Consider the following 18,982-nt stretch of genomic DNA (forward strand, 5'->3'; position numbering starts at 1 on the left):
TTATGAGGTGTGAGTTATGAGGTGTGAGGTATGAGGGTGGCGCTAACGTCCCTCACACCTCACACCTTAAACCTCATACCTCTTCCAACGCCGCCACTCCCGGCAGTACTTTCCCTTCCATGTATTCGAGAAGGGCGCCGCCACCGGTAGAAACGTAGCTGACGCGGTCGCCGTAACCGGCGTTGTTGATGGCTGAGGCTGAGTCTCCTCCGCCTATAAGCGAAAACGCATTATTCTCTTCGGTAGCCTGTACCACTGCGGCGGCAATGGCATTCGTACCTTTGGCAAAATTCGGGAATTCAAAAACCCCCATAGGGCCATTCCACAAAATCGTCTTGGAGCCTTCTACTACTTCCTTGAATAGCTTTACAGTTTCCGGTCCTATATCGAGGCCCTCCCACCCGTCTGGAATTTCTCCTGCATTCACTACCTTCCTCTCGGCATCGTTTTTAAAATCATTGGCGATCACCGTATCAACCGGCAGGTAAAGCTTCACATTTTTTGCCTTTGCTTTTTCGATCAGCTCCAGCGTGAGCTCCTGCTTGTCGGCTTCCAGCAAAGAGCTGCCGATACTGCCTCCCTGTGCTTTGGCGAAAGTATAAGACATGCCGCCGCCGATGATCAGGTTGTCTACCTTATCCAGGAGCTTTTCGATAATTAATATTTTATCGGAAATTTTTGCGCCGCCCATAATAGCGGTGAAAGGCTTTTCTGCTTCTTCCAAAACGCGTTGCGCGTTATCCAGCTCTGCCTGGAGTACATAACCGGCAACCTTATCTTTAAAAAACTGACCGATTACCGCAGTCGAAGCATGAGCCCGGTGGGCAGTCCCGAAGGCGTCATTTACCCAGACATCTCCGAGTGTGGACAGTTTTTCGGCAAAAGCCTGGTCGCCTTTCTCTTCTTCCTTATAAAAACGCAGGTTTTCGAGCAGCAGTATTTCACCCGGTTGAAGGCCTGCAGCCAGGCTAACCGCGCTTTCTCCGATACAGTCATCGGCAAATTTCACTGTGCGCCCGAAAATTAATGACAGCGGCGTCACCAGGTGTCTCAGTGAAAATTTATCGGTGGGGCCGTCTTTCGGTCTTCCCAAATGGGACATCAGTATGGCTGCCCCCCCATCATTTAGTATCTTTGTAATAGTAGGGATAGTTGCTTTGATACGCGTATCGTCAGTAATTTCAAACTTTTCATTGAGAGGAACATTGAAATCTACTCTTACGAGGGCCTTACGTCCCGAAAAATTAAAGGAGTCAACTGTTTTCATAAAATACGACGGCTTATCGATGTATGGAAAGCAAAAGTAAACCAATGCAATTGAATATTCTATAACTAGCATGTATACTGCTACTTTATCCACTTATAATACAACACAGCAGAAGTTTATTTGGCGTAATGGCCTAGATTTATGGCGGAACCGATTGTATTGCCTCCCAAGTATTACCTAAGTTACTTCGACTACCTGGTTGACTTTGTAAAGTCCATGTACGGTCAGTTGATGAATGACGCCGAACTTCAGTTTTTGAGCGCTTACGAAGACTTGCCGGAGGATTCCCGGTGTCTTTTTATCCGGATGAGCAACAGGAAAGGGCGTTATTTTAAAGCCGGATCGCTTGACTACCCGGAAATTGAAGATACAGCGGCGTCACTGGAAATACTGATCCGGAGCGGTTTCGCGCGCCCGCCGGTGTTCTCCGGGAACCGTGACCTCGAATCCCTGTTCGATATGCTGACCAAAGGAGAGCTGATGACGGTAGCCGGCGCGCTCAAACCGGTTATTATGCCCTTGAAAAGCATCCGGAAGCCCGACCTGGTCCGCTGGCTTATACACGATTACGAGCCGGAACCTTTGTTCGGAACTGCAATTTCGGAAGGAAATATCGTTGAAGTGCTCTACTCGGAAGAAGTTGACCTGCTGAAATTCCTCTTTTTTGGCAATCGCTATGACGATATGTCGGAATTTGTAATCCGTGACCTGGGACATGTGCGTTTTCAGTCATTTGAAGAAGAAACCCTCTCCCAGCGGTTCCAGTCAAGAAAAGAAATAGACGACGCCTGGGCGGTTTCCAGGTTCAGGGAGACTTTTTATGAAAAGACCTTAACGGAAATACCCCAGGTACTATACGAATGGTTTATCCTTGGCCATTCCGACCTGATGGCGGATTTGTCGCCTTCGGCCGCGCCCGGGCTCGAACGCCTGGCTTTAAAGGCAGCCGGGTGGATGGAGAAGCAAAAACTTCCGGTTCAGGCGCTCGAGCTGTACGAATTAACGACCCTGCCGCCGGCACGGGAGCGAAAAGTGAGGCTGCTTCACAAATTGGGTTTTGTTGATGAAGCCGCCGGTCTCTGTGAAGAAATGAAGGCGGCCCCGCAAAATGCCGACGAGCTGTATTTCGGCAACGACTTCCTGGCAAAGCTTTCAAGGTCCGGTAAAAGACTCGTCCGGCAGACCACACGTGCCCTGCACGAGGCCGATCAGATTTCGGTGCCGTTCACTTTCCGGCACCAGGTGGAAACAGGTGCAGCCCACCATTATATCCGGCAGGGTTATGCAGCATTTTTCAGCGAAAATATTCCCTGGCGGGCCATTTTCGGCCTCCTTTTCTGGGATGTTATTTACGATCAGAACGTTCAGGCGATCCACCACCCCTTGCAGCGTGTGCCCTCCGATTTTTTCCTGCCGGATTTCTACCAGAAACGCGCCCATTTACTGCAGCAGAAAAAGGAAGCCCTCGACTCCATTGAAAAAATACGCACGAACCTGGCACAAACATTTCACGATAAATACGGTACTGCCAATGTGATGGTGAGTTGGTACGATGAACTGCTCGATCAGCTGCTCGCGATTACGAGGTACCTGGATGCCGAACAGCTCCTGCTGATATTAATGGAAATGGCAACCGACCTGCGGGACAAGACCCGGGGTTTTCCCGACCTGTTCGTGTGGAAAGAAAATGAATACTGTTTTGTAGAAATAAAATCACCCAATGATCACCTTTCTTCCCGCCAGCTTTATTGGCAGCATTTCTTCAGAGATATCGGTGTCGCCAGCAAAATAGTACGTGTGAAATGGTCCTATTGACGAGTATGCCCCGTCACCGAACAAGATATTGCTCCTATACAGCGCCTGAAAAATCGGGAAAAGCGTTAGAAAGCCGCCATGGGGTACTTTTTTCTTTTTTATCAGGAACAAATCTATCCTAATCCCCTATGTCACAGACTTTACCTCCTAAAAGACTTCTATCTGTAGATACGCTTCGCGGTTTCGATATGCTGTTAATAGCAGGCGGCGGCGCATTTATTGAACGCCTGGAAGGCAAAACCGGCCTGGCCTGGGTAGACGCCGTGGCCGCGCAGCTCACCCACCCCGCCTGGCATGGCTTTACTTTCTACGACTTCATTTTCCCGCTTTTCCTGTTTATAGCCGGTGTTTCACTGGTGTTTTCGCTTGAAAGCGGATTGAGCAAAGGATTGGGGCGGGAAACGCTCATGAAGAAAGTCTTTAAACGGATGATCATCCTGTTTTTGCTGGGGATCGTCGATAAAAACATCCCGATAGACTTTTTCCACCCTGCCAATATTCGCTTCGGGACAGTATTGGCGCGCATCGGTATCGCTACCTTTTTCGGAGCTCTGTTTTACCTGTACCTGACCCCAAAACAAAGGTTCTCCGGCGTGGTATCCATTCTGCTGCTTTATTATGCTGCTTTGTTCTTAATCCCGGTGCCGGGTTTCGGAGCGGGCGATCTCTCTTTCGAAGGGAACCTGGTCGGTTGGTTCGACCGGACCTTTATGCCGGGGCGCCTTCTTCAGAAAACTTACGATGAAAATGCCCTGCTGACCCAGTTCCCGGCCATGTGCCTGAGCATTCTGGGGACATTTGCAGGTTCAAAGCTACGCGCGACTGATGTCACCGAAAACGCCAAAACGCTTTGGCTCCTTGCGTGCGGAGCGGTCTCCATCGTTGTCGCCCTTATCTGGGGGCAACACTTCCCCGTAAACAAACATCTTTGGTCGAGCCCCTTTATTCTGCTTACTGCGGGAATGGCGTTTATATTCCTTGCCGCCTTCTATTACGTCATTGAGGTACTTCAGTGGCGCCGCTGGACTTTCTTTTTTGAAGTTATCGGCTTAAATTCGATTGCGATTTACCTTTTGTACCGTTTTATCGATTTTGAAAAAACAGCTCAGATGCTTTTCGGAGGATTGTATAGCTTTACAGACCCAAAGTGGCACGAAGTTTTCAGCGCAATCGGAGCACTCGGCCTAATCTGGTGGTTAATGTATTTTCTTTATAAAAAACGGATTTTCTTTAAGATATGAGGGGTGAGGTATGAGGTATGAGGGCAGCTTGCTGATCAGCTCACATCTCAAACCTCATACCTCACAGCTCAAACCTCACAGCTCAAACCTCACAGCTCAAACCTCACAGCTCAAACCTCACAGCTAAGTCAAACATAGTAATTCACTATAATCTCAATCATGCTTCACAAAAAAATAATGGCCCCTACGGCCGTTGCGATGGCGATGTTTACCGCGTGCAGTCCAACTAAGAAAGAGGAAACTTCAACAGGGAAGCCTATTAAACTGGTGGTAGTCGAACCGGGCCATTTCCATGCTGCCCTTGTGCAGAAACAGATGTACCAGGACGTCGATTCGGTGGTTCACGTGTATGCGACCGACGGCCCGGACGTAAATGCCTACCTGGCGGCCATAGAACGGTACAACTCCCGGCCTGAAAACCCTACTCAATGGAATGAGCAGGTTTACAAGGGCGCAGATTTTATTGAGAAGGCGATCGGCGACAAGAGCGGCAACCTCGTTATCCTGGCCGGCAATAACCAAAAGAAGACAGACTTTATCAAGCGGTCGGTGGATGCCGGGCTGAACGTCCTCGCCGATAAGCCGATGGCCATCAACCCGGAAGGATTTGAATTGCTGAAGCAGGCTTTCGCTTCGGCAAAAGAGAAAAATGTGCTTCTGTATGACATCATGACCGAACGTTATGAAGTTACCAATGCACTTCAGAGAGAACTGGCCCAGTCGGCCGCCGCATTCGGAGAACTGCAGAAAGGTACGCCGAAAGATCCTTCAATTGTAAAGGAGAGCGTTCACCATTTCTACAAATTCGTATCCGGCCAACCGCTGGTTCGTCCGCAATGGTTTTATGATGTGGAACAACAGGGTGAAGGAATTGTAGATGTAACCACTCACCTGATCGATATGATTCAATGGGCTGCCTTCCCGGAAACCGTGATCAACTATGAGAGCGATGTCGAGCTTGGCGAAGTAAAAAGGTACCCTACCAAATTGACGCTTGACCAGTTCAAAGCTTCAACAAAGGCCGATAGTTTCCCGGCTTATCTTACGAAAGATGTAAAAGACGGAGTGTTGGATGTGTATGCCAATGGCGAAATCAATTACAAACTGAAAGGTGTTCACGCGAAGGCAGTGGTTATCTGGAATTACCAGGCGCCGGAAGGTACCGGCGACACGCATTATTCCATCATGAAAGGAAGCAAGGCCAACCTGATCATCCGCCAGGGTAAGGAGCAGAATTTCAAACCGGTTCTTTACATTGAGCCTGTTGGTAATGCCGCTGATTATGAGGCGCAGCTGGCAGAAGCGTTCAAAGCGGCGCAGGATAAATTCCCGGGGATAGAGCTGAAAAAGATCGCTAAAGGCTGGGAAGTTGTTATTCCCCAGAAATATGACACCGGCCACGAGGCACATTTCGCCCAGGTAGCGGAGAAATATATGGGCTTCCTGAAAGAGGGCAAATTGCCGGAATGGGAGGTTCCGAACATGCTGACCAAGTATTACATTACTACTGAAGCGTTGAAGAAAGCGCAGAAGAAGTGATATTTCCCGCAGGAAGTAAAGGTAGCCACTAATTCACGAATGAATTATTCGTGAATTAGTGGCTACCGTCATTCCGAGCGAAGCCGAGGAATCTCCCCTTCACAAAACCCAAATCCCACTGTTAAAACGGCTTTTCTCTTTGAGCATGAGATCCTTTGGCTCCACTGCGCTCCGCTACCATTGACAACACGATGGATGGCGCCGCTCCAACCGGATGGTCATCCCGACCGCAGTGGAGGGATCTCCCCTTCCCGGCACCTAATCCCTTTCAGAGGGCTTTTTAATACCAACAGGAGATCCTTCGACTCCGCTGCGCTCCGCTTCAGGATGACCATCCGGCAGATGCGCTACCATTGACAACAACAGGTTTGAAGCCGCTCCGACCGGAGGGTCATCCCGACCGCAGTGGAGGGATCTCCCCTTCCCGGCACTCAATCTATTCCGCCGGGCTTCTTAGTAACAACAGGAGATCCTTCGACTCCGCTGCGCTCCGCTTCAGGATGACCGTCCGGGTGGTAGCCTCCGGCTACTATTGACTTCCATTGACAACATCTATTTGTCACCCCCGCTACAAGGTGTTTTCGCAAAAAAAACTTCTTTCTCAGGAGGACCGACACGCGCCTTCACAAAACACCTCCTATTCCTTCCGCTTTTTGAGTGTAGCGTTATTGACCAGCGGACGGGCCCAAATACCTATACTTAAAATATAGCCAAGCGTCAGGAAGAGAAACAACATACCGTTGCGCAGGCCTATCCAATCTCCCAGCGTACCCACAATAAGCGGCACGACGGCTCCTCCGACTATACCGGTACAAAGAATACCGGCAAAGGTACCGTGGTATTGCGATACCGAGTTCAACGCCAGCGAAACGATCACGGACCACATCACCGAGGCAAAAAAGCCCACCAGGGGAAACGCCCATAACGCTACCTGCGTGGGTCCAAAAAGGCCCGACAAAAGCGACAATATGGCTCCCATAGCAAAGACTACCAGTACCCTCCGGCTGTCCCAGATTTTAAGCAGGAAAAGGCCCAGCACACATCCGATCGTCAGCAGGCCCCAGAACCAGGAAACAACGGTGGCTCCCGTCGTGCTGGCATCCACACCATGGTAAACCTGCAAAAACTGTGAAACCCAGTTAGCGACGCCCTGCTCAGTCCCTACATAGCAGAAGACGCCCAGGAAATACATCCATACAAACTTGTTTCTAAGCAGCACACGAAAAGCCTGCCCCGTATCAATTCGTTCATCCTCCTTCAGCTCCACTTTGGGAAACTTCACCAGGCCAATCAACACCGCCATCAGCAAGGCGATTACGGCGAACACCCAGTAAAGCGTCACCCATTTCAGTTCGGGCGTCACCAATGAATTAAAAAGCCGGATCAACCCGTTTTGTGCCTCGCCTGCATGCACATTGCGGACCAGGTAACTGTAGAGCATCGGGCTCAGAAAAGAAGCGGCGCCAAAAAACAATTGCGCCATGACAGAAAAGAAGGCGAAATTAACGTCTCCTCCGGCAGTGCGCAGCAGCGGGTTGATCACTACCTGCAAAATGGCCATGCCAATCCCGATCAGGAAAAGTGAAAGCAAGGCGGTACCGAAAACCGGGTTAAGTCCGAAGGTGACTGCACCCGCAAACGCTAGCCCGAACGCAGCTACCATCATTGTTTTCTCACCGAATTTCTCAACCAGTACACCGGCAGGGATGGAAGCCACACCATAGGCAACAAAAAAACAGAACGGCAGGAAGCCGGCCAGGCCGAGGCTCAGGTCAAAGCTTTGAATAATATCCGGAATGAGCGGCCCCAGGATATTCGAAAGAAATGAAATGACAAAAAAGATGAAAAAAATCAGGAGGACTATCGGGGGTAAACGCATAATTGTTCCGGTATTTTTCATTTAAAACTATTTGTGATCGATTAACGTCCCGGAATCCTGGTGCGAAAGCAGCGACGCGCCAAGCAAGGAGATCGTTTCATCCACTGACGGGAAGATGCTCAGCTTCCGGAGTGATTCCGGGTAGGCAAACCGTTCTTCCATAGTAGACCACATCTGTCTTTCAAAGTAAGGAAAAGCTTTGGCCAGCGACCCGCCCAGTACGATCGCTTCCGGATCGTAGGCGTACATGACGGTAATCAGCGCATGCGCCAGGTGAACCCCGTATTCGTTCCACATGGGCTGCGCCTTTTCCCTTTCCGTCTGCATCCTCCGGGACGCCTCCATCGCACTCAGGCCGTAGCGGGTCTCAAAAAAACTGCCCGACACATAGTGTTCGACGTCATGCTCCAGGTAAGGCAAGTGCCCCAGCTCGCCGGCTCCGCAATTCACCCCCGTATACAACTGGTTGTTCACAATAATCCCGGTACCCAGCCCGGTCCCGATGCATACCCCGACGACGGAGTTATAGTTTTTTGCCAGTCCGAAACGATGCTCCCCCAATACAAAGCAATTGACATCATTGTTCACATACACCGGTATGCCGAAAGCCGATTCCAGCACCTCTTTGAGATGAACCTCTTTCCAGGAAGGGATATTGGCCGCATTGTAAACAATTCCGTTGACAATATCAACGACCGATGGTACACCGATGCCGATACTCTGCGCGTCGTGCAGGGCATAAGGCTTGAGGAAGTCAATTATCTGTGATAGTGTGGCCTCCAGGCTGTGCTTGTTTTCCAGGACAATGGCGTTCTCTTCCGAGATAATGCCGTCTTTTTCCAGCCCTGCGCGAAGGTTGGTTGCGCCTAAATCTACTACAATATTCATGTTGTGTTGCCTCAGACCGACAGCAGAACCTGCTGCCCGAGTAGCGTTAATAAATGATAAAAAATCAGGATGAAATTTCGTCGGCTATCAAATGGTTATGGATTCACTTCTGTTGCTTTACTTCCCCGCCCGCTGGCGTCAAAAGCCTTCACGCGTATTAATTTCCCGGCTACAGAAACCGGCTCGGTATATACAGGTGACGAAAGCGTCGGCTCACTGCCATCGGTAGTATACCGGACTGCCAGCCCCGGAAGCTCCGTATTGGCTTTCAGTATCCCGTTTTCAACAATAGCACCCGGAGCAGGAATGCGATAGTTATAACCGCCATTGAAGTAAGCCAATCGCGGCAAATCGGTTTTCGCCAACCGGTTGGCGAAAACATTCCACTCTGCATCCGCCTGCTTTCTGCGCTGTTCGGGCTGCTCGATCGTCTCCCAGCTCCTTTCCGGTGACCAGGCACTCTCCGAAAATCCGAGTAATTTCGGGAGAATGTAGTATTCCATCATTTCCCGGCCTTTCACAGTCTCCGCCCAAAGCTGGCTTTCTATTCCTATGATATTTTTGCGGGCATCAGGCCGGAGCTTTTCCGCTCGCGAAAAATCAAGCGGCGCGCCCATGGAATTGGTAAAGGTAGTTTTAAAATAGTCGTAAGGCGCAAATTCCCAGTTGGTCCTGGTATCCACAAAGCCCCCCCAGTACAGCCCCGGCTCTGCGGGATTATTGTTATAAGCCAGATCAAAATAGAAGTTGGTGACGTTGCAAAGCACCACGGGGTACCCTGCGTTGGCCAAGCGGTTCCCGAGGTCCAGGTCATAGAGATTGTTCCAGATATAGGGAACTACATGTTTGCCGGCAAACTCGGGGTTGGGGTCGTAAACCCCCTTTTCATTTTTCCTGAGCGCTATTTCTTCCCAACCGTGTACCTCCAATCCTTTTTTGAGGAGAATGGGCAGCAGCTTCCGGAAAAAATAGATATGCAGGTTTTTGGGGTCGCGGATAGAAGGATCTGCTGCCATCAGCTTCTGTGCCAACGGTGATTTCGTCCAGGCTCCCTCCGCCACCTCGTCGCCGCCGGTGTGAAATTTCCGGAGCGTGAGGCCGGCTTCTTTGTACATAGCCACGTAGGCGTCTACAACCTTTTCATAAAAACGGTAGGTCGATTCCCTCGCCACGCTCACCACATTGTCTTTATAAAATTGTGCGGAAAGGTACTGAGACTGGTCATCGGGATCTACGAGCCGGTATTCTTCGGCTTCTTCCGGCTTCCCGGCTTTCATCAAACGCTCGTAACGGGCTTCCATCGCCTTGATAGCCGCACGGGCGTGCCCGGGGAAGTTCAGTTCGGGAATGACGGTGATATGGCGGTCTTTCGCATATTTCAATATTTCGATGAACTCTTTCTTCGTGTAAAATCCGCTGCCATGTTTACCGGCTTCGTTCGGTACCGGGCCTGAACCATATGAAGGGTGCAGCGCGGCAACTTCCTTTCCGGCAACGTGTCCGCGCTTACCACCCACTTCGGTGAGCTCCGGCAGGCCTTCGATCTCAACGCGCCAGCCTTCGTCTTCGGTAACATAAAGCAACAGGTGGTTGATCTTGTAGAAGGAAAGAAGATCAATCGTTCTCAATACGGTTTCTTTCGTCTGGAAGTTACGGCTTACATCAAAATGCATGCTTCTGAATCCAAACCGCGGTGCATCCTTAACAGACACGCCATCCAGTGTTACCTTGCCGGTTTTATCTTTCCATCTTTCAAGCGGAACGAGCGCCAAAAGGCTTTGGGTACCATAGAAAACGCCGGCCGGATCGGTTCCGATAATACGGATGCCCTTCTCGTCTACCTGCAGCTGGTACGCCTCCGGTTTTCCGTTCTGTCCTTCGACCTGGCCGATGGCCAAAACCACGTCTCCTCCTGCATGGCCCTCTTTGAGTGTAGCGTCAAGGCCGGTCGCGGCATTGAATTTTTCTTTTAACAGGCGAGCTTCACCGGCTAAACCTGCCGCATAGGAAATGGTAAAACCGTTTTTCAGTTCAAACTTGCCCTTCAGCGGCTGGAACGAGACCGGGCTTGGAATAATCTTCCGGATCTGATCCGCCGGCACTTCGCTCATCCAGGCGTTTTGCCTGAAGATTTTTCCGGGAGAATGGGCTTCCAACCGGTCGGTGCTGTCGCGCAACAGTTGCTCCCGGGAGGTAAATGGTTCGATTCTGTAGTCCTCGACCTGTACGGTTTGTAGTTCCTCACCTTTTGTGTTGTAGAACACAAAGTACGGCCCCAGCGGAGCATCGGTTTCCTTGATGACACCTTCAGTTCCCCAGTACCGGATCTCTATGGAATCCCCCGGCGCCAGAATGAAACCCTTTTCCGGGACCATTTTGTACCAATCGCCATTCAGGTGCTTTAACACAGCCGGCTGGGCAGTTTTCCCTTCGAGTATGTGGCGGGGAGACATGTTGAAAAAAAGCGCCCAATTGCTGTCAGACAGTGTGTCGCCACTCTGGTTGTTCAGCCGGAACCTGGCCTCAAACGTCCCGGTCGGGTCGCCAAAGTTGCTTACAAGCTTCCAGGAAACGCCTACCTGGCCCTGTTTACCTTCTTTTTCACGGCCGCCGGATGAGCAGGCAGCCCATACAAGCGCCATAAAACAAAGACAACCGAACTTGAAAATGTGTTTCATAAATATCACGCAAACTTAATAGCCCTATTAATACTTACAGGCGTATAAAAAATACCATTGCAGACATGCCCGTCAGTGGAGAAATCCGATCGCCAATTGCATGATCAATTTATTAATATTTCTCGTCTTCCGGATCATTTCAGTAAATGTTCCGTTGACTTTTCTTTGTTGAAAACCATCGATCTTTTTGTAATTTACACCAATCAATTATTCAAAAAATGAAACCAATAGTCCAGATTTCTCTTGACCTCACGAACATCGACGAAGCTTTGGAAACTGCCGCCATGGCCATGCGGGCCGGAGTGGATTGGCTGGAAGCCGGTACACCGCTCATCCTGGCGGAAGGGCTGCACGGCGTCCGTAAACTTAGAGAAGCATTCCCCGATGTTCCCATCGTTGCCGATCTGAAGACCATGGACGGGGGATACCTGGAAGCAGAAATGATGGCAAAAGCCGGCGCTACCCATGTAGTGGTAATGGCGCGTGCGCATGAAGAAACCATTCACTGCGTGGTCCAGGCCGGGAAGGACTACGGCGTGAAGGTAATGGGCGATAACCTGGGCTGCGAAGACATGGTAGCCGGTGCAAAATGGCTTGAAGATTTGGGCTGCGACTACATCATCCACCACATTGGCTACGACGAAAGAAGAGGAATCGCCGCAAAAGGACGGAGAATGCCCAGTCCCCTCGACCAATTGAAGGAAGTCGTCGGAGCGGTCAATATACCGGTGCAGGCCGTTGGCGGTCTTACCCTTGAGCAAGCCATCAGGTGCCCCGAATTCGGCGCTCCCCTGGTAGTTTTGGGCGCCCCGTTGACTATCGACGCAGATGCTTTCAAAACCGCTGACGGAGACCTGGAAGCGTCGCTTCGCCTCATTTGCGAAAAAATTCATGCATACGGTGATGTTGCCGTCGGCAAATAAAACAGATTCAAACCCATTTATTCGTGCTTGCAGAGAAGCAACCTTTAAAACCGTATGAAGTCAGCAGCAGTTGTTAATTATGCCCCCGAGAAGGGGTCTGTGGAAATCAGAGAAATTGAAAGACCGGAAATAGGCGACGATGACGTTCTGTTGGAAGTAGCCAATGTCGGGGTTTGCGGCAGCGATCTTCACCAATGGACGGCTGACCATAGCTGGCCGGTGAACTACCCCGTTGTTTTGGGCCATGAATTTGGCGGCAACATTTACGCGGTAGGAAAAAACGTGAAAGGCTGGAAGGAAGGCGACCGTGTAGTCAGTGAAACTGCGGCTATTATCGATCAGAATAACCCCATGACCCGCCAGGGACTCTACAACCTTGACCCGACCCGTAAAGGATTTGGCTACGGTGTCAACGGGGCCATGACCCGCTTTGTAAGCGTGCCGTCACGCATATTGCACAAAGTGCCCGATGCCCTTCCGTTTGAACAGGCCTGCCTCACGGAGCCTTGCTGTGTAGCCTACAGCGCGGTTGTGAGCAACAGTCATATCAAACCCGGGGACCGTGTCATCGTATTGGGGCCAGGTACCATCGGGATTCTCTGCGCTGCCATGGCGGCATTGTGCGGAGCTGACGTCGCCATCGTAGGCCTTGAAGCGGATCGCGGCAGGCTTGCCATCGCAGAACAATACGGCGTGACCGGTATTGTGGGCAATGCGCGCGAGTGGGCCTTCGAAAGAGACGGTCTGGGCGCAGATTGCATTATCGACGCGGCAGGCGCCAGCGCCACATTAAAGCTGGCACTGGAGTGGGTCCGTCCGAACGGCCATATCTCCAAGGTTGGCTGGGGCCCTCAGCCCCTGGGCTTCAATCTTGACCCGCTTGTTCAGAAAAACGTAACGCTCCAAGGGAGCTTTAGCCACAACTGGCCGATTTGGGAGCGCGTTATTGCTCTTCTTTCAAGCGGAAAACTGGACGTCAAACCGATCATCGGCGGCGTCTGGCCTATCACGGAATGGAGGGAGGCGTTCGAAAAAATGCACCACGGTGATGTCGTAAAAAGCGTATTGCGCCCGGTATAGTCATTTCCCCAAAGAGGAATTCCTGACAATGGCGAACGTTCCGGCGTTCGCCATTGCTTACGTTACCCAAACTGACCATGAGACTAAAAAATAAGGTGATTATCATCACCGGAAGCTGTACCGGTATTGGCAAGGCCATCGCCCGGAAAGCGGTATCGGAAGGAGCTAAAGTTGTCATTCACGGTCTTGATGAAGCCCCCGGGAAGGAATTGGTCTCTGAAATGGGCAATGACCGCGCGGTGCTGCACATTGAAGATCTGACCCGCGAAGGAGCCGCCGAGCGGCTGGTGGCCATAGCGCTGCAGGCTTTTGGCAAGCTTGACGCCGTAGTCAACAACGCAGCACTGGTAAAAGGATCGGACATCCATTCGACTACCCTGCCTTTTTTGCGGAGCATACTGGAAATCAACACCATTGCTCCCTTTTCCCTCATCCAGGCGGCGCTTCCGCACCTTACCGAAACCCGCGGAGCCGTGCTCAATATCGGATCGGTAAATGCCTACTGCGGCGAACCGAATTTGCTGGCGTACAGTATTTCAAAAGGCGCGCTCCAAACCCTCACCCGTAATTTGGGAGATACCCTGAACCGGGAGAACCATGTGCGCGTCAACCAGATCAATCCCGGCTGGGTGCTGACCGAAAATGAAATCAGGATCAAGCGCGAAGAAGGTTTTTCTGACGATTGGGAAACCAAGCTGCCCAAGGTTTACGCTCCCGCAGGCCGTATCCTGAGGCCCGAAGAAATTGCTGCCGCCGCTATATTCTGGCTGTCGGATGAAAGCGGCCCCATCAGCGCCCAGGTAGTGGAGCTGGAACAGCATCCGCTGATCGGGCGTAACCCTCCGAAGGATATGAGTGTTTTTGAGGGGTGAGGTTTGGGGGGTGAGGTATGAGGGGTGAGGTGTGAGGGTTATTAGCAAGTGAAATTTTGAAAATTAAGCAACAATAACATGCCAAAGTTAGCAGCCTTTCCGAAGGCTTTTATGCAAGCACTGTGCAAAGACGGCTCGATGAAGCTGTCTGAATGGATAGAACTCGCCGTTAAACTGGACATTGAAGGCCTGGAGTGGTATGCCGGTTTCCTGGAAATGGCAGACGACCGCAATTGGGGGGGGTTTCGCCAGCAGGTGGAAAGCCATGGGAAGACGATCCCGATGATGTGCTGCTCACCGGATTTCACCCATCCGGACAAGGGCTTCCGACAGAACGAAATTGAAAAGGAAAAGTTCTGGATCGACATGACCCATGCGCTGGGTGGTTCCTATTGCCGGGTTTTGTCCGGGCAAAAAAGGCCGGAACTGTCAATTGAGCAGGGCATTGACCTGGCCGCGGAATGTATCGAAGCGTGCCTCCCCTACGCAGAAGCCCGTGGCGTGACCCTGATAATAGAAAACCATTATAAAGACGACTTCTGGGAATACCCTGAATTCGCACAGAAAATGGATATTTTCAGCCGCCTGGTCGACAAGATCCACCACCCTTATTTTGGTGTCAATTACGATCCGAGCAACACCTATCTTGCCGGCGAAGACCCGATTGAATTACTGAAAAAGGTCTCGGGCCGCGTGGTAACCATGCACGCCAGCGACCGCTACCTGAAGGAAGGAACCATTGAGGACCTGCGGAAAGAAGAAGGCGGCGCGCAAGGTTACGCCAAGCGCCTGAGCCATGGTGAAATCGGTAAGGGACTAAACGATTACGATGCCATCTTTACAGAGCTGAAGCGTGTCGGGTTCGACAACTGGATCAGTATCGAGGACGGAGTAGACGGAATGGACCAGCTCGAAAGAAGCGTAGCATTCCTGAGAAAGAAAATTTCGCAATACTGGCCGTAGCAGGCTTCGCTTACCGAGTCGCCCGGGGCAATTACCTGCAACCGGGCGATTTTACTTTTTATCCGGGTCGGCCCCGGCATTTTCATCGTGGAGCTGGTAACCGCAATGATAGCAATAGTCAGCATCTTCCCGGTGGTCGTCTTTGCCGCAGTGCGGACAGACCAGCCCATTAAGCAGGTGCAGGTCATTATTCTGAACCTGGCGTCTTCCTTTCTCACGGCCTCTCGCCGCTCCTTTTACCATTTCTGCGCCGACTATGCCCGTAGGAACGGCAATAATACCATAACCGGTCACCATCAGGACCATCGACAGAAACTGCCCGATCGCCGTTGAGGGTACCATGTCACCATAGCCTACCGTAGTCAGCGTAACGATGGTGTAGAAAACACTTCTGGGAATACTCGTAAAGCCGTTATCCGGCCCTTCCACATAATACATCAGCGTACCGATCAGGACGGAGATAATCAACACCGTATAAAGGAATACCATGATTTTGGCCCTGCTGGCCAGCAAAGCCAGTTTCAGCTTGGAAGACTCCTCCATAAACTCCATTAGCCGCAAAACCCTGAACAAACGGAGCAGCCGCAGTATTCTAAGACTGGTCAGCACCTGGCTTCCTATGATAAAAACGGAAAGGAACATCGGCAGGATCGACAGAAAATCAATCAGTCCGTAGAAGCTGAAAATGTACTTGAACGGCTTGTCGCTGACAAAAATCCGAAGTGCGAATTCCAACGTAAAAAGAATGGTGAAGACCCATTCCAGAATGGTCAGTTCCTGGTGGAAAACCTGGTTCACGCCTTCTACCGTTTCCAGCATAATCGTGAAAACACTGAGCAGTATGGCAATCAGAAGGCCTATGTCAAACGCTTTGCCCGCGCGGGTGTCTATGCCGTAAATGATTACGTACACCCGTTTTCTGAATGCCTCCAGTTTGCTGACCGGCCTTTTTATTTTTTTTAGCATGTAAATCCTGGCTTCAACGTGTGATTCTCCGTCCCGTGCCTTCTCATGTCACAGCCTTTGTTCGTGGCGGTTAATATTTGTACCAATCCTGCCAGAGGTGCTGCATTTTCTTCCGGATCTCATCTTCCCTTGCATTTTTACCGGGCTCATATAAAAGGGTGCCTTTCAGCTCTTCCGGAAGAAAATTCTCCTGGACGAAATTCCCTTCGTAGTCATGGGCGTAGTGGTACCCCTTTCCGTACCCCAGCTGCTTCATCAACCTCGTAGGCGCATTTCTGAGATGGAGGGGAACCGGCAGGTGCATCGTCTTTTCGGCAAGTGCCAGGGCTTTCCCGATCGCTTCATAAGAAGCATTGCTTTTGGGTGATGTGGCCAGGTAAACCGCAACCTGGGAAAGTACGATCCGGCATTCCGGGTAGCCGATTGCCTTCACGGCCTGCATGCAGTCGTTGGCCATGATGACGGCGGTCGGGTTAGCGTTCCCGATGTCCTCCGAAGCCATGATAAGCATGCGCCTTGCTATGAATTCCGGATCTTCCCCCGCTACAATCATCCGCGCCATCCAGTAAAGCGCTCCGTTGGGGTCGCTTCCCCGCAACGATTTGATGAAGGCAGAAATGATGTCATAATGTTGCTCACCGGCCTTGTCGTATCGCGCAATCTGTTTCTGCGCGACCTGCATCACCAATTCGTCGGTAATTACCACCTCCTCGGCGTCTCCCTGGTTCAGCACCACAAGTTCAAGCAGATTCAGCAGCTTCCGGCCATCACCGCCGGATACCCTGAACAAAGCGTCGTACGATTCGATCCGGACCTGCTTGCTCTTCAGCCAGGGGTCTTTTACCAATGCACGCTGTACGAGGGCGGTGAGCTCATCCATTCCGAAGGCTTCCAGCACGTACACCTGGCACCGGGACAATAACGCCGAATTGACTTCGAAGGAGGGATTCTCCGTTGTAGCGCCGATAAACGTAACCTGGCCCTTTTCAACTGCGCCGAGCAGGGCATCCTGCTGGCTCTTGTTGTAGCGGTGAATTTCATCGATGAACAGGATCGGCGAAAAAAGGCCGCTGGGCCTGGACAGCACCTCGCGCAGTTCTTTTACACCCGAATTGATGGCACTGAGGCTATAAAAAGGCCGCTTGACGATCTCCGATATCATCAGGGCCAGCGTAGTCTTCCCCGTTCCCGGAGGGCCCCACAGGATCATCGAAGGTATAATATTGTTTTCAATCGCCTTGCGAAGCGGCCCGTTCCTACCAAGCAGATGCTCCTGGCCTATATAGTCGTCCAGTGATTTGGGCCTTAAACGTTCGGCAAGCGGTGCGGAATCAAGATGGGGCTGCATAATTTTTTTCTCCACAGTCTGGTATCCCGGGCAATTTAGCCCAAGAATCCGTCGCGAGCAAATGAAGGTGGTTTCACGTTATCTTCAGCCAGTTTTTCAGTCCCAACTCCGACACCATCGCCTGCGCATACGGGTCCTGGAGTGTTTTTAGAATTTCGTCCCTGGACCGGTTAAAAGGCCTGAAGGCAAGCCAATGTTTCAGATAATCTACCACCAGCTTTTCCGCCGGGTACCAGGAGTCTTCCAGTTTCATTTTCCGCTCCACCGATCTGATCTCATAATGCAGGTAGTCGCGGTTCTGCAGGGCCTGGTGGACCATCAAGCGCATCATCCGGCACTTGGACGCATTCATCTTACCGAGCGCTGCAGGAGAAACGGACAAAAGCCGGTTGACCATCCGAAGGGCCTCGCCGGCTTCTTTCCGGGCCAGATGTGCACGCGCAAGCGTAAACCAGCCCTGCAGCAAATCCTGTTGCGGTATTTTATCCAGCCCGGTTTCCGGAAGGACCGACATCGGAAGCTGCCTCGGGTCTACTCCCTGCGCCAGGGCAACGTGCAGCCTGTTCTCTGCCAGGAGCAGTGTAATTTTCTGCCGGAGCGGTTGAAAGCGGGCCACAATTTCTTCCAGCCTGGCCTCGAAATGCCGCATTTCTTCGAATCGACCAAAACGACGGAGCGTTTCCAGCACGTCCTGCAGAAAGCGCACGTAGTCGACCGGTTCACGGCCCCACTCCGTACGGTGCCGCTGAAAAAAATCGTCAAGGTCGTAGAACACCTTCAGACTGCCGTCAAGATCGCCCGTCATCATAAAAAAGACCGACTGGAAATGCAGGTGCAGTTTACCGGATGCAAACGTTTCCTTTTGGCGCACCATAATCTGATGCTCCTCCAGCATAATGTCATTCAGTTGCATCCGCTCACGCTGGCTTTGCACGGCGCCGTTTTTCCAGTAGCGGCAAAGCAGCAGATTGTAGAGGAAAGCGTGTTCACGTGCGGCCTCGTGATCCCGGGCACTGCTTTTAGCGCTTTCATTGACGGCAATCACTTCCTCTTCACGCCACCCGGCGAACTTTTCCGTAGCCCCATAAGCCAGTTCCAGTTCGCAAAACATACCCAAAAAATGAGCGTGGTTGTACCGCTGCGCCATTTCCTTTCCCTGGACAATATGCCGCCGGGACGCTGCGCCCAACCCCTTTTTAAACAGGAGCTTAGCCTGGGTGTATTTCTCCCACAATACGGCTTCAGGGTCAGTCCCCATATGGTAGTTACCCAGGGCACGCGTGAGCACCTTACTCAGATGTTTCCGGGCTATTTCCAGCTGCGCCTGCGTAAAATTGGCTGACAATTCCGACTTCAACCCGCTCCCCCATGCCGGTGCAGCCTCCAGCAGCCTGTATAAAGTCCCGTACGCCGTCTTGTTCGCCTTTCCCCCTATTTGCAGTTTAAAATGTCGCTTTTCACTTTTATCCAGCGACTGAATTAACTCATATAGTTCACCAAGTGGGAGCATAGAAATAGCTATT

15 protein-coding genes are annotated in these 18,982 nt (G+C 51.4%); 7 read left to right on the forward strand and 8 right to left on the reverse strand.

All coding sequences use genetic code 11. The features are described 5' to 3' along the window. Positions 1-73 precede the first annotated feature (73 nt). Positions 74-1,267 (reverse strand): phosphoglycerate kinase, encoded by a 1,194-nt coding sequence (locus ABD852_RS02900; RefSeq protein WP_345026514.1) that lies wholly within the window; start codon positions 1,265-1,267, stop codon positions 74-76. A gap of 141 nt (positions 1,268-1,408) precedes the next feature. Here ABD852_RS02900 and ABD852_RS02905 point away from each other — a divergent pair, with 141 nt between their 5' ends. The 3 genes from ABD852_RS02905 (at position 1,409) to ABD852_RS02915 (ending at position 5,862) form a co-directional block, all read left to right on the forward strand. Then, positions 1,409-3,082 carry a VRR-NUC domain-containing protein gene (locus ABD852_RS02905; protein ID WP_345026515.1) on the forward strand — a complete coding sequence of 558 codons (1,674 nt, stop codon included), beginning with the start codon at positions 1,409-1,411 and terminating at the stop codon, positions 3,080-3,082. Between the two features lie 128 nt (positions 3,083-3,210). Beyond that, the gene (locus tag ABD852_RS02910) at positions 3,211-4,323 is read left to right on the forward strand and encodes an acyltransferase family protein (protein WP_345026516.1); all 1,113 of its coding nucleotides are present in this window, start codon (positions 3,211-3,213) and stop codon (positions 4,321-4,323) included. A 159-nt stretch (positions 4,324-4,482) separates the two neighbouring features. After that, the gene (locus tag ABD852_RS02915) at positions 4,483-5,862 is read left to right on the forward strand and encodes a putative oxidoreductase C-terminal domain-containing protein (protein ID WP_345026517.1); all 1,380 of its coding nucleotides are present in this window, start codon (positions 4,483-4,485) and stop codon (positions 5,860-5,862) included. A gap of 431 nt (positions 5,863-6,293) precedes the next feature. Here the strand turns inward: ABD852_RS02915 and ABD852_RS02920 are convergent, their stop codons facing one another. The 4 genes from ABD852_RS02920 to ABD852_RS02935 form a co-directional block, all read right to left on the reverse strand. After that, positions 6,294-6,425: a hypothetical protein gene (locus ABD852_RS02920; RefSeq protein WP_345026518.1), complete on the reverse strand. Its 132-nt coding sequence runs from the start codon at positions 6,423-6,425 to the stop codon at positions 6,294-6,296. Positions 6,426-6,499: 74 nt separating this feature from the next. After that, positions 6,500-7,741, reverse strand: coding sequence for an MFS transporter (locus tag ABD852_RS02925; protein WP_345026519.1), 1,242 nt, complete (start codon positions 7,739-7,741; stop codon positions 6,500-6,502). Between the two features lie 27 nt (positions 7,742-7,768). Then, positions 7,769-8,629 (reverse strand): ROK family protein, encoded by an 861-nt coding sequence (locus tag ABD852_RS02930; protein WP_345026520.1) that lies wholly within the window; start codon positions 8,627-8,629, stop codon positions 7,769-7,771. 95 nt (positions 8,630-8,724) lie between these two features. Then, positions 8,725-11,307 carry a family 20 glycosylhydrolase gene (locus tag ABD852_RS02935; RefSeq protein WP_345026521.1) on the reverse strand — a complete coding sequence of 861 codons (2,583 nt, stop codon included), beginning with the start codon at positions 11,305-11,307 and terminating at the stop codon, positions 8,725-8,727. Positions 11,308-11,525: 218 nt separating this feature from the next. Between ABD852_RS02935 and ABD852_RS02940 the strand changes: the two genes are divergently transcribed. The 4 genes from ABD852_RS02940 to ABD852_RS02955 all read left to right on the forward strand — a co-directional run bounded on the left by ABD852_RS02940 (position 11,526) and on the right by ABD852_RS02955 (position 15,145). Continuing rightward, entirely contained in the window at positions 11,526-12,230 is a 705-nt protein-coding gene (locus ABD852_RS02940) for an orotidine 5'-phosphate decarboxylase / HUMPS family protein (protein ID WP_345026522.1), read from the forward strand. A 54-nt stretch (positions 12,231-12,284) separates the two neighbouring features. Further along, on the forward strand, positions 12,285-13,310 hold the full coding sequence (locus ABD852_RS02945; RefSeq protein ID WP_345026523.1) for a zinc-binding dehydrogenase: 1,026 nt from the start codon (positions 12,285-12,287) through the stop codon (positions 13,308-13,310). A gap of 77 nt (positions 13,311-13,387) precedes the next feature. After that, positions 13,388-14,182 carry an SDR family oxidoreductase gene (locus ABD852_RS02950; RefSeq protein ID WP_345026524.1) on the forward strand — a complete coding sequence of 265 codons (795 nt, stop codon included), beginning with the start codon at positions 13,388-13,390 and terminating at the stop codon, positions 14,180-14,182. 78 nt (positions 14,183-14,260) lie between these two features. Continuing rightward, complete coding sequence (locus ABD852_RS02955; RefSeq protein WP_345026525.1) at positions 14,261-15,145, forward strand: sugar phosphate isomerase/epimerase family protein; 885 nt, start codon at positions 14,261-14,263, stop codon at positions 15,143-15,145. A 51-nt stretch (positions 15,146-15,196) separates the two neighbouring features. On the opposite strand, the gene ABD852_RS02960 is transcribed toward ABD852_RS02955, so the two are convergent. From ABD852_RS02960 to ABD852_RS02970, 3 genes are all read right to left on the reverse strand, one after another. Beyond that, the gene (locus ABD852_RS02960; protein WP_345026526.1) at positions 15,197-16,111 is read right to left on the reverse strand and encodes an ion transporter; all 915 of its coding nucleotides are present in this window, start codon (positions 16,109-16,111) and stop codon (positions 15,197-15,199) included. Positions 16,112-16,181: 70 nt separating this feature from the next. After that, positions 16,182-17,459 (reverse strand): replication-associated recombination protein A, encoded by a 1,278-nt coding sequence (locus tag ABD852_RS02965; protein ID WP_345026527.1) that lies wholly within the window; start codon positions 17,457-17,459, stop codon positions 16,182-16,184. 73 nt (positions 17,460-17,532) lie between these two features. Beyond that, complete coding sequence (locus tag ABD852_RS02970; RefSeq protein ID WP_345026528.1) at positions 17,533-18,969, reverse strand: hypothetical protein; 1,437 nt, start codon at positions 18,967-18,969, stop codon at positions 17,533-17,535. Positions 18,970-18,982: the final 13 nt, after the last annotated feature.

Source organism: Ravibacter arvi, from assembly GCF_039540405.1.
Classification (GTDB): domain Bacteria; phylum Bacteroidota; class Bacteroidia; order Cytophagales; family Spirosomataceae; genus Ravibacter; species Ravibacter arvi.

Excerpts from the sequence above, each read along its gene's own strand:
- ABD852_RS02905 (WP_345026515.1), top strand. The coding sequence starts at position 1,409 with ATGGCGGAACCGATTGTATTGCCTCCCAAGTATTACCTAAGTTACTTC.
- ABD852_RS02950 (WP_345026524.1), top strand. The coding sequence starts at position 13,388 with ATGAGACTAAAAAATAAGGTGATTATCATCACCGGAAGCTGTACCGGT.
- ABD852_RS02930 (WP_345026520.1), bottom strand. The coding sequence starts at position 8,629 with ATGAATATTGTAGTAGATTTAGGCGCAACCAACCTTCGCGCAGGGCTG.
- ABD852_RS02955 (WP_345026525.1), top strand. The coding sequence starts at position 14,261 with ATGCCAAAGTTAGCAGCCTTTCCGAAGGCTTTTATGCAAGCACTGTGC.
- ABD852_RS02970 (WP_345026528.1), bottom strand. The coding sequence starts at position 18,969 with ATGCTCCCACTTGGTGAACTATATGAGTTAATTCAGTCGCTGGATAAA.
- ABD852_RS02935 (WP_345026521.1), bottom strand. The coding sequence starts at position 11,307 with ATGAAACACATTTTCAAGTTCGGTTGTCTTTGTTTTATGGCGCTTGTA.
- ABD852_RS02910 (WP_345026516.1), top strand. The coding sequence starts at position 3,211 with ATGTCACAGACTTTACCTCCTAAAAGACTTCTATCTGTAGATACGCTT.
- ABD852_RS02965 (WP_345026527.1), bottom strand. The coding sequence starts at position 17,459 with ATGCAGCCCCATCTTGATTCCGCACCGCTTGCCGAACGTTTAAGGCCC.
- ABD852_RS02940 (WP_345026522.1), top strand. The coding sequence starts at position 11,526 with ATGAAACCAATAGTCCAGATTTCTCTTGACCTCACGAACATCGACGAA.
- ABD852_RS02915 (WP_345026517.1), top strand. The coding sequence starts at position 4,483 with ATGCTTCACAAAAAAATAATGGCCCCTACGGCCGTTGCGATGGCGATG.
- ABD852_RS02945 (WP_345026523.1), top strand. The coding sequence starts at position 12,285 with ATGAAGTCAGCAGCAGTTGTTAATTATGCCCCCGAGAAGGGGTCTGTG.
- ABD852_RS02925 (WP_345026519.1), bottom strand. The coding sequence starts at position 7,741 with ATGCGTTTACCCCCGATAGTCCTCCTGATTTTTTTCATCTTTTTTGTC.
- ABD852_RS02960 (WP_345026526.1), bottom strand. The coding sequence starts at position 16,111 with ATGCTAAAAAAAATAAAAAGGCCGGTCAGCAAACTGGAGGCATTCAGA.
- ABD852_RS02900 (WP_345026514.1), bottom strand. The coding sequence starts at position 1,267 with ATGAAAACAGTTGACTCCTTTAATTTTTCGGGACGTAAGGCCCTCGTA.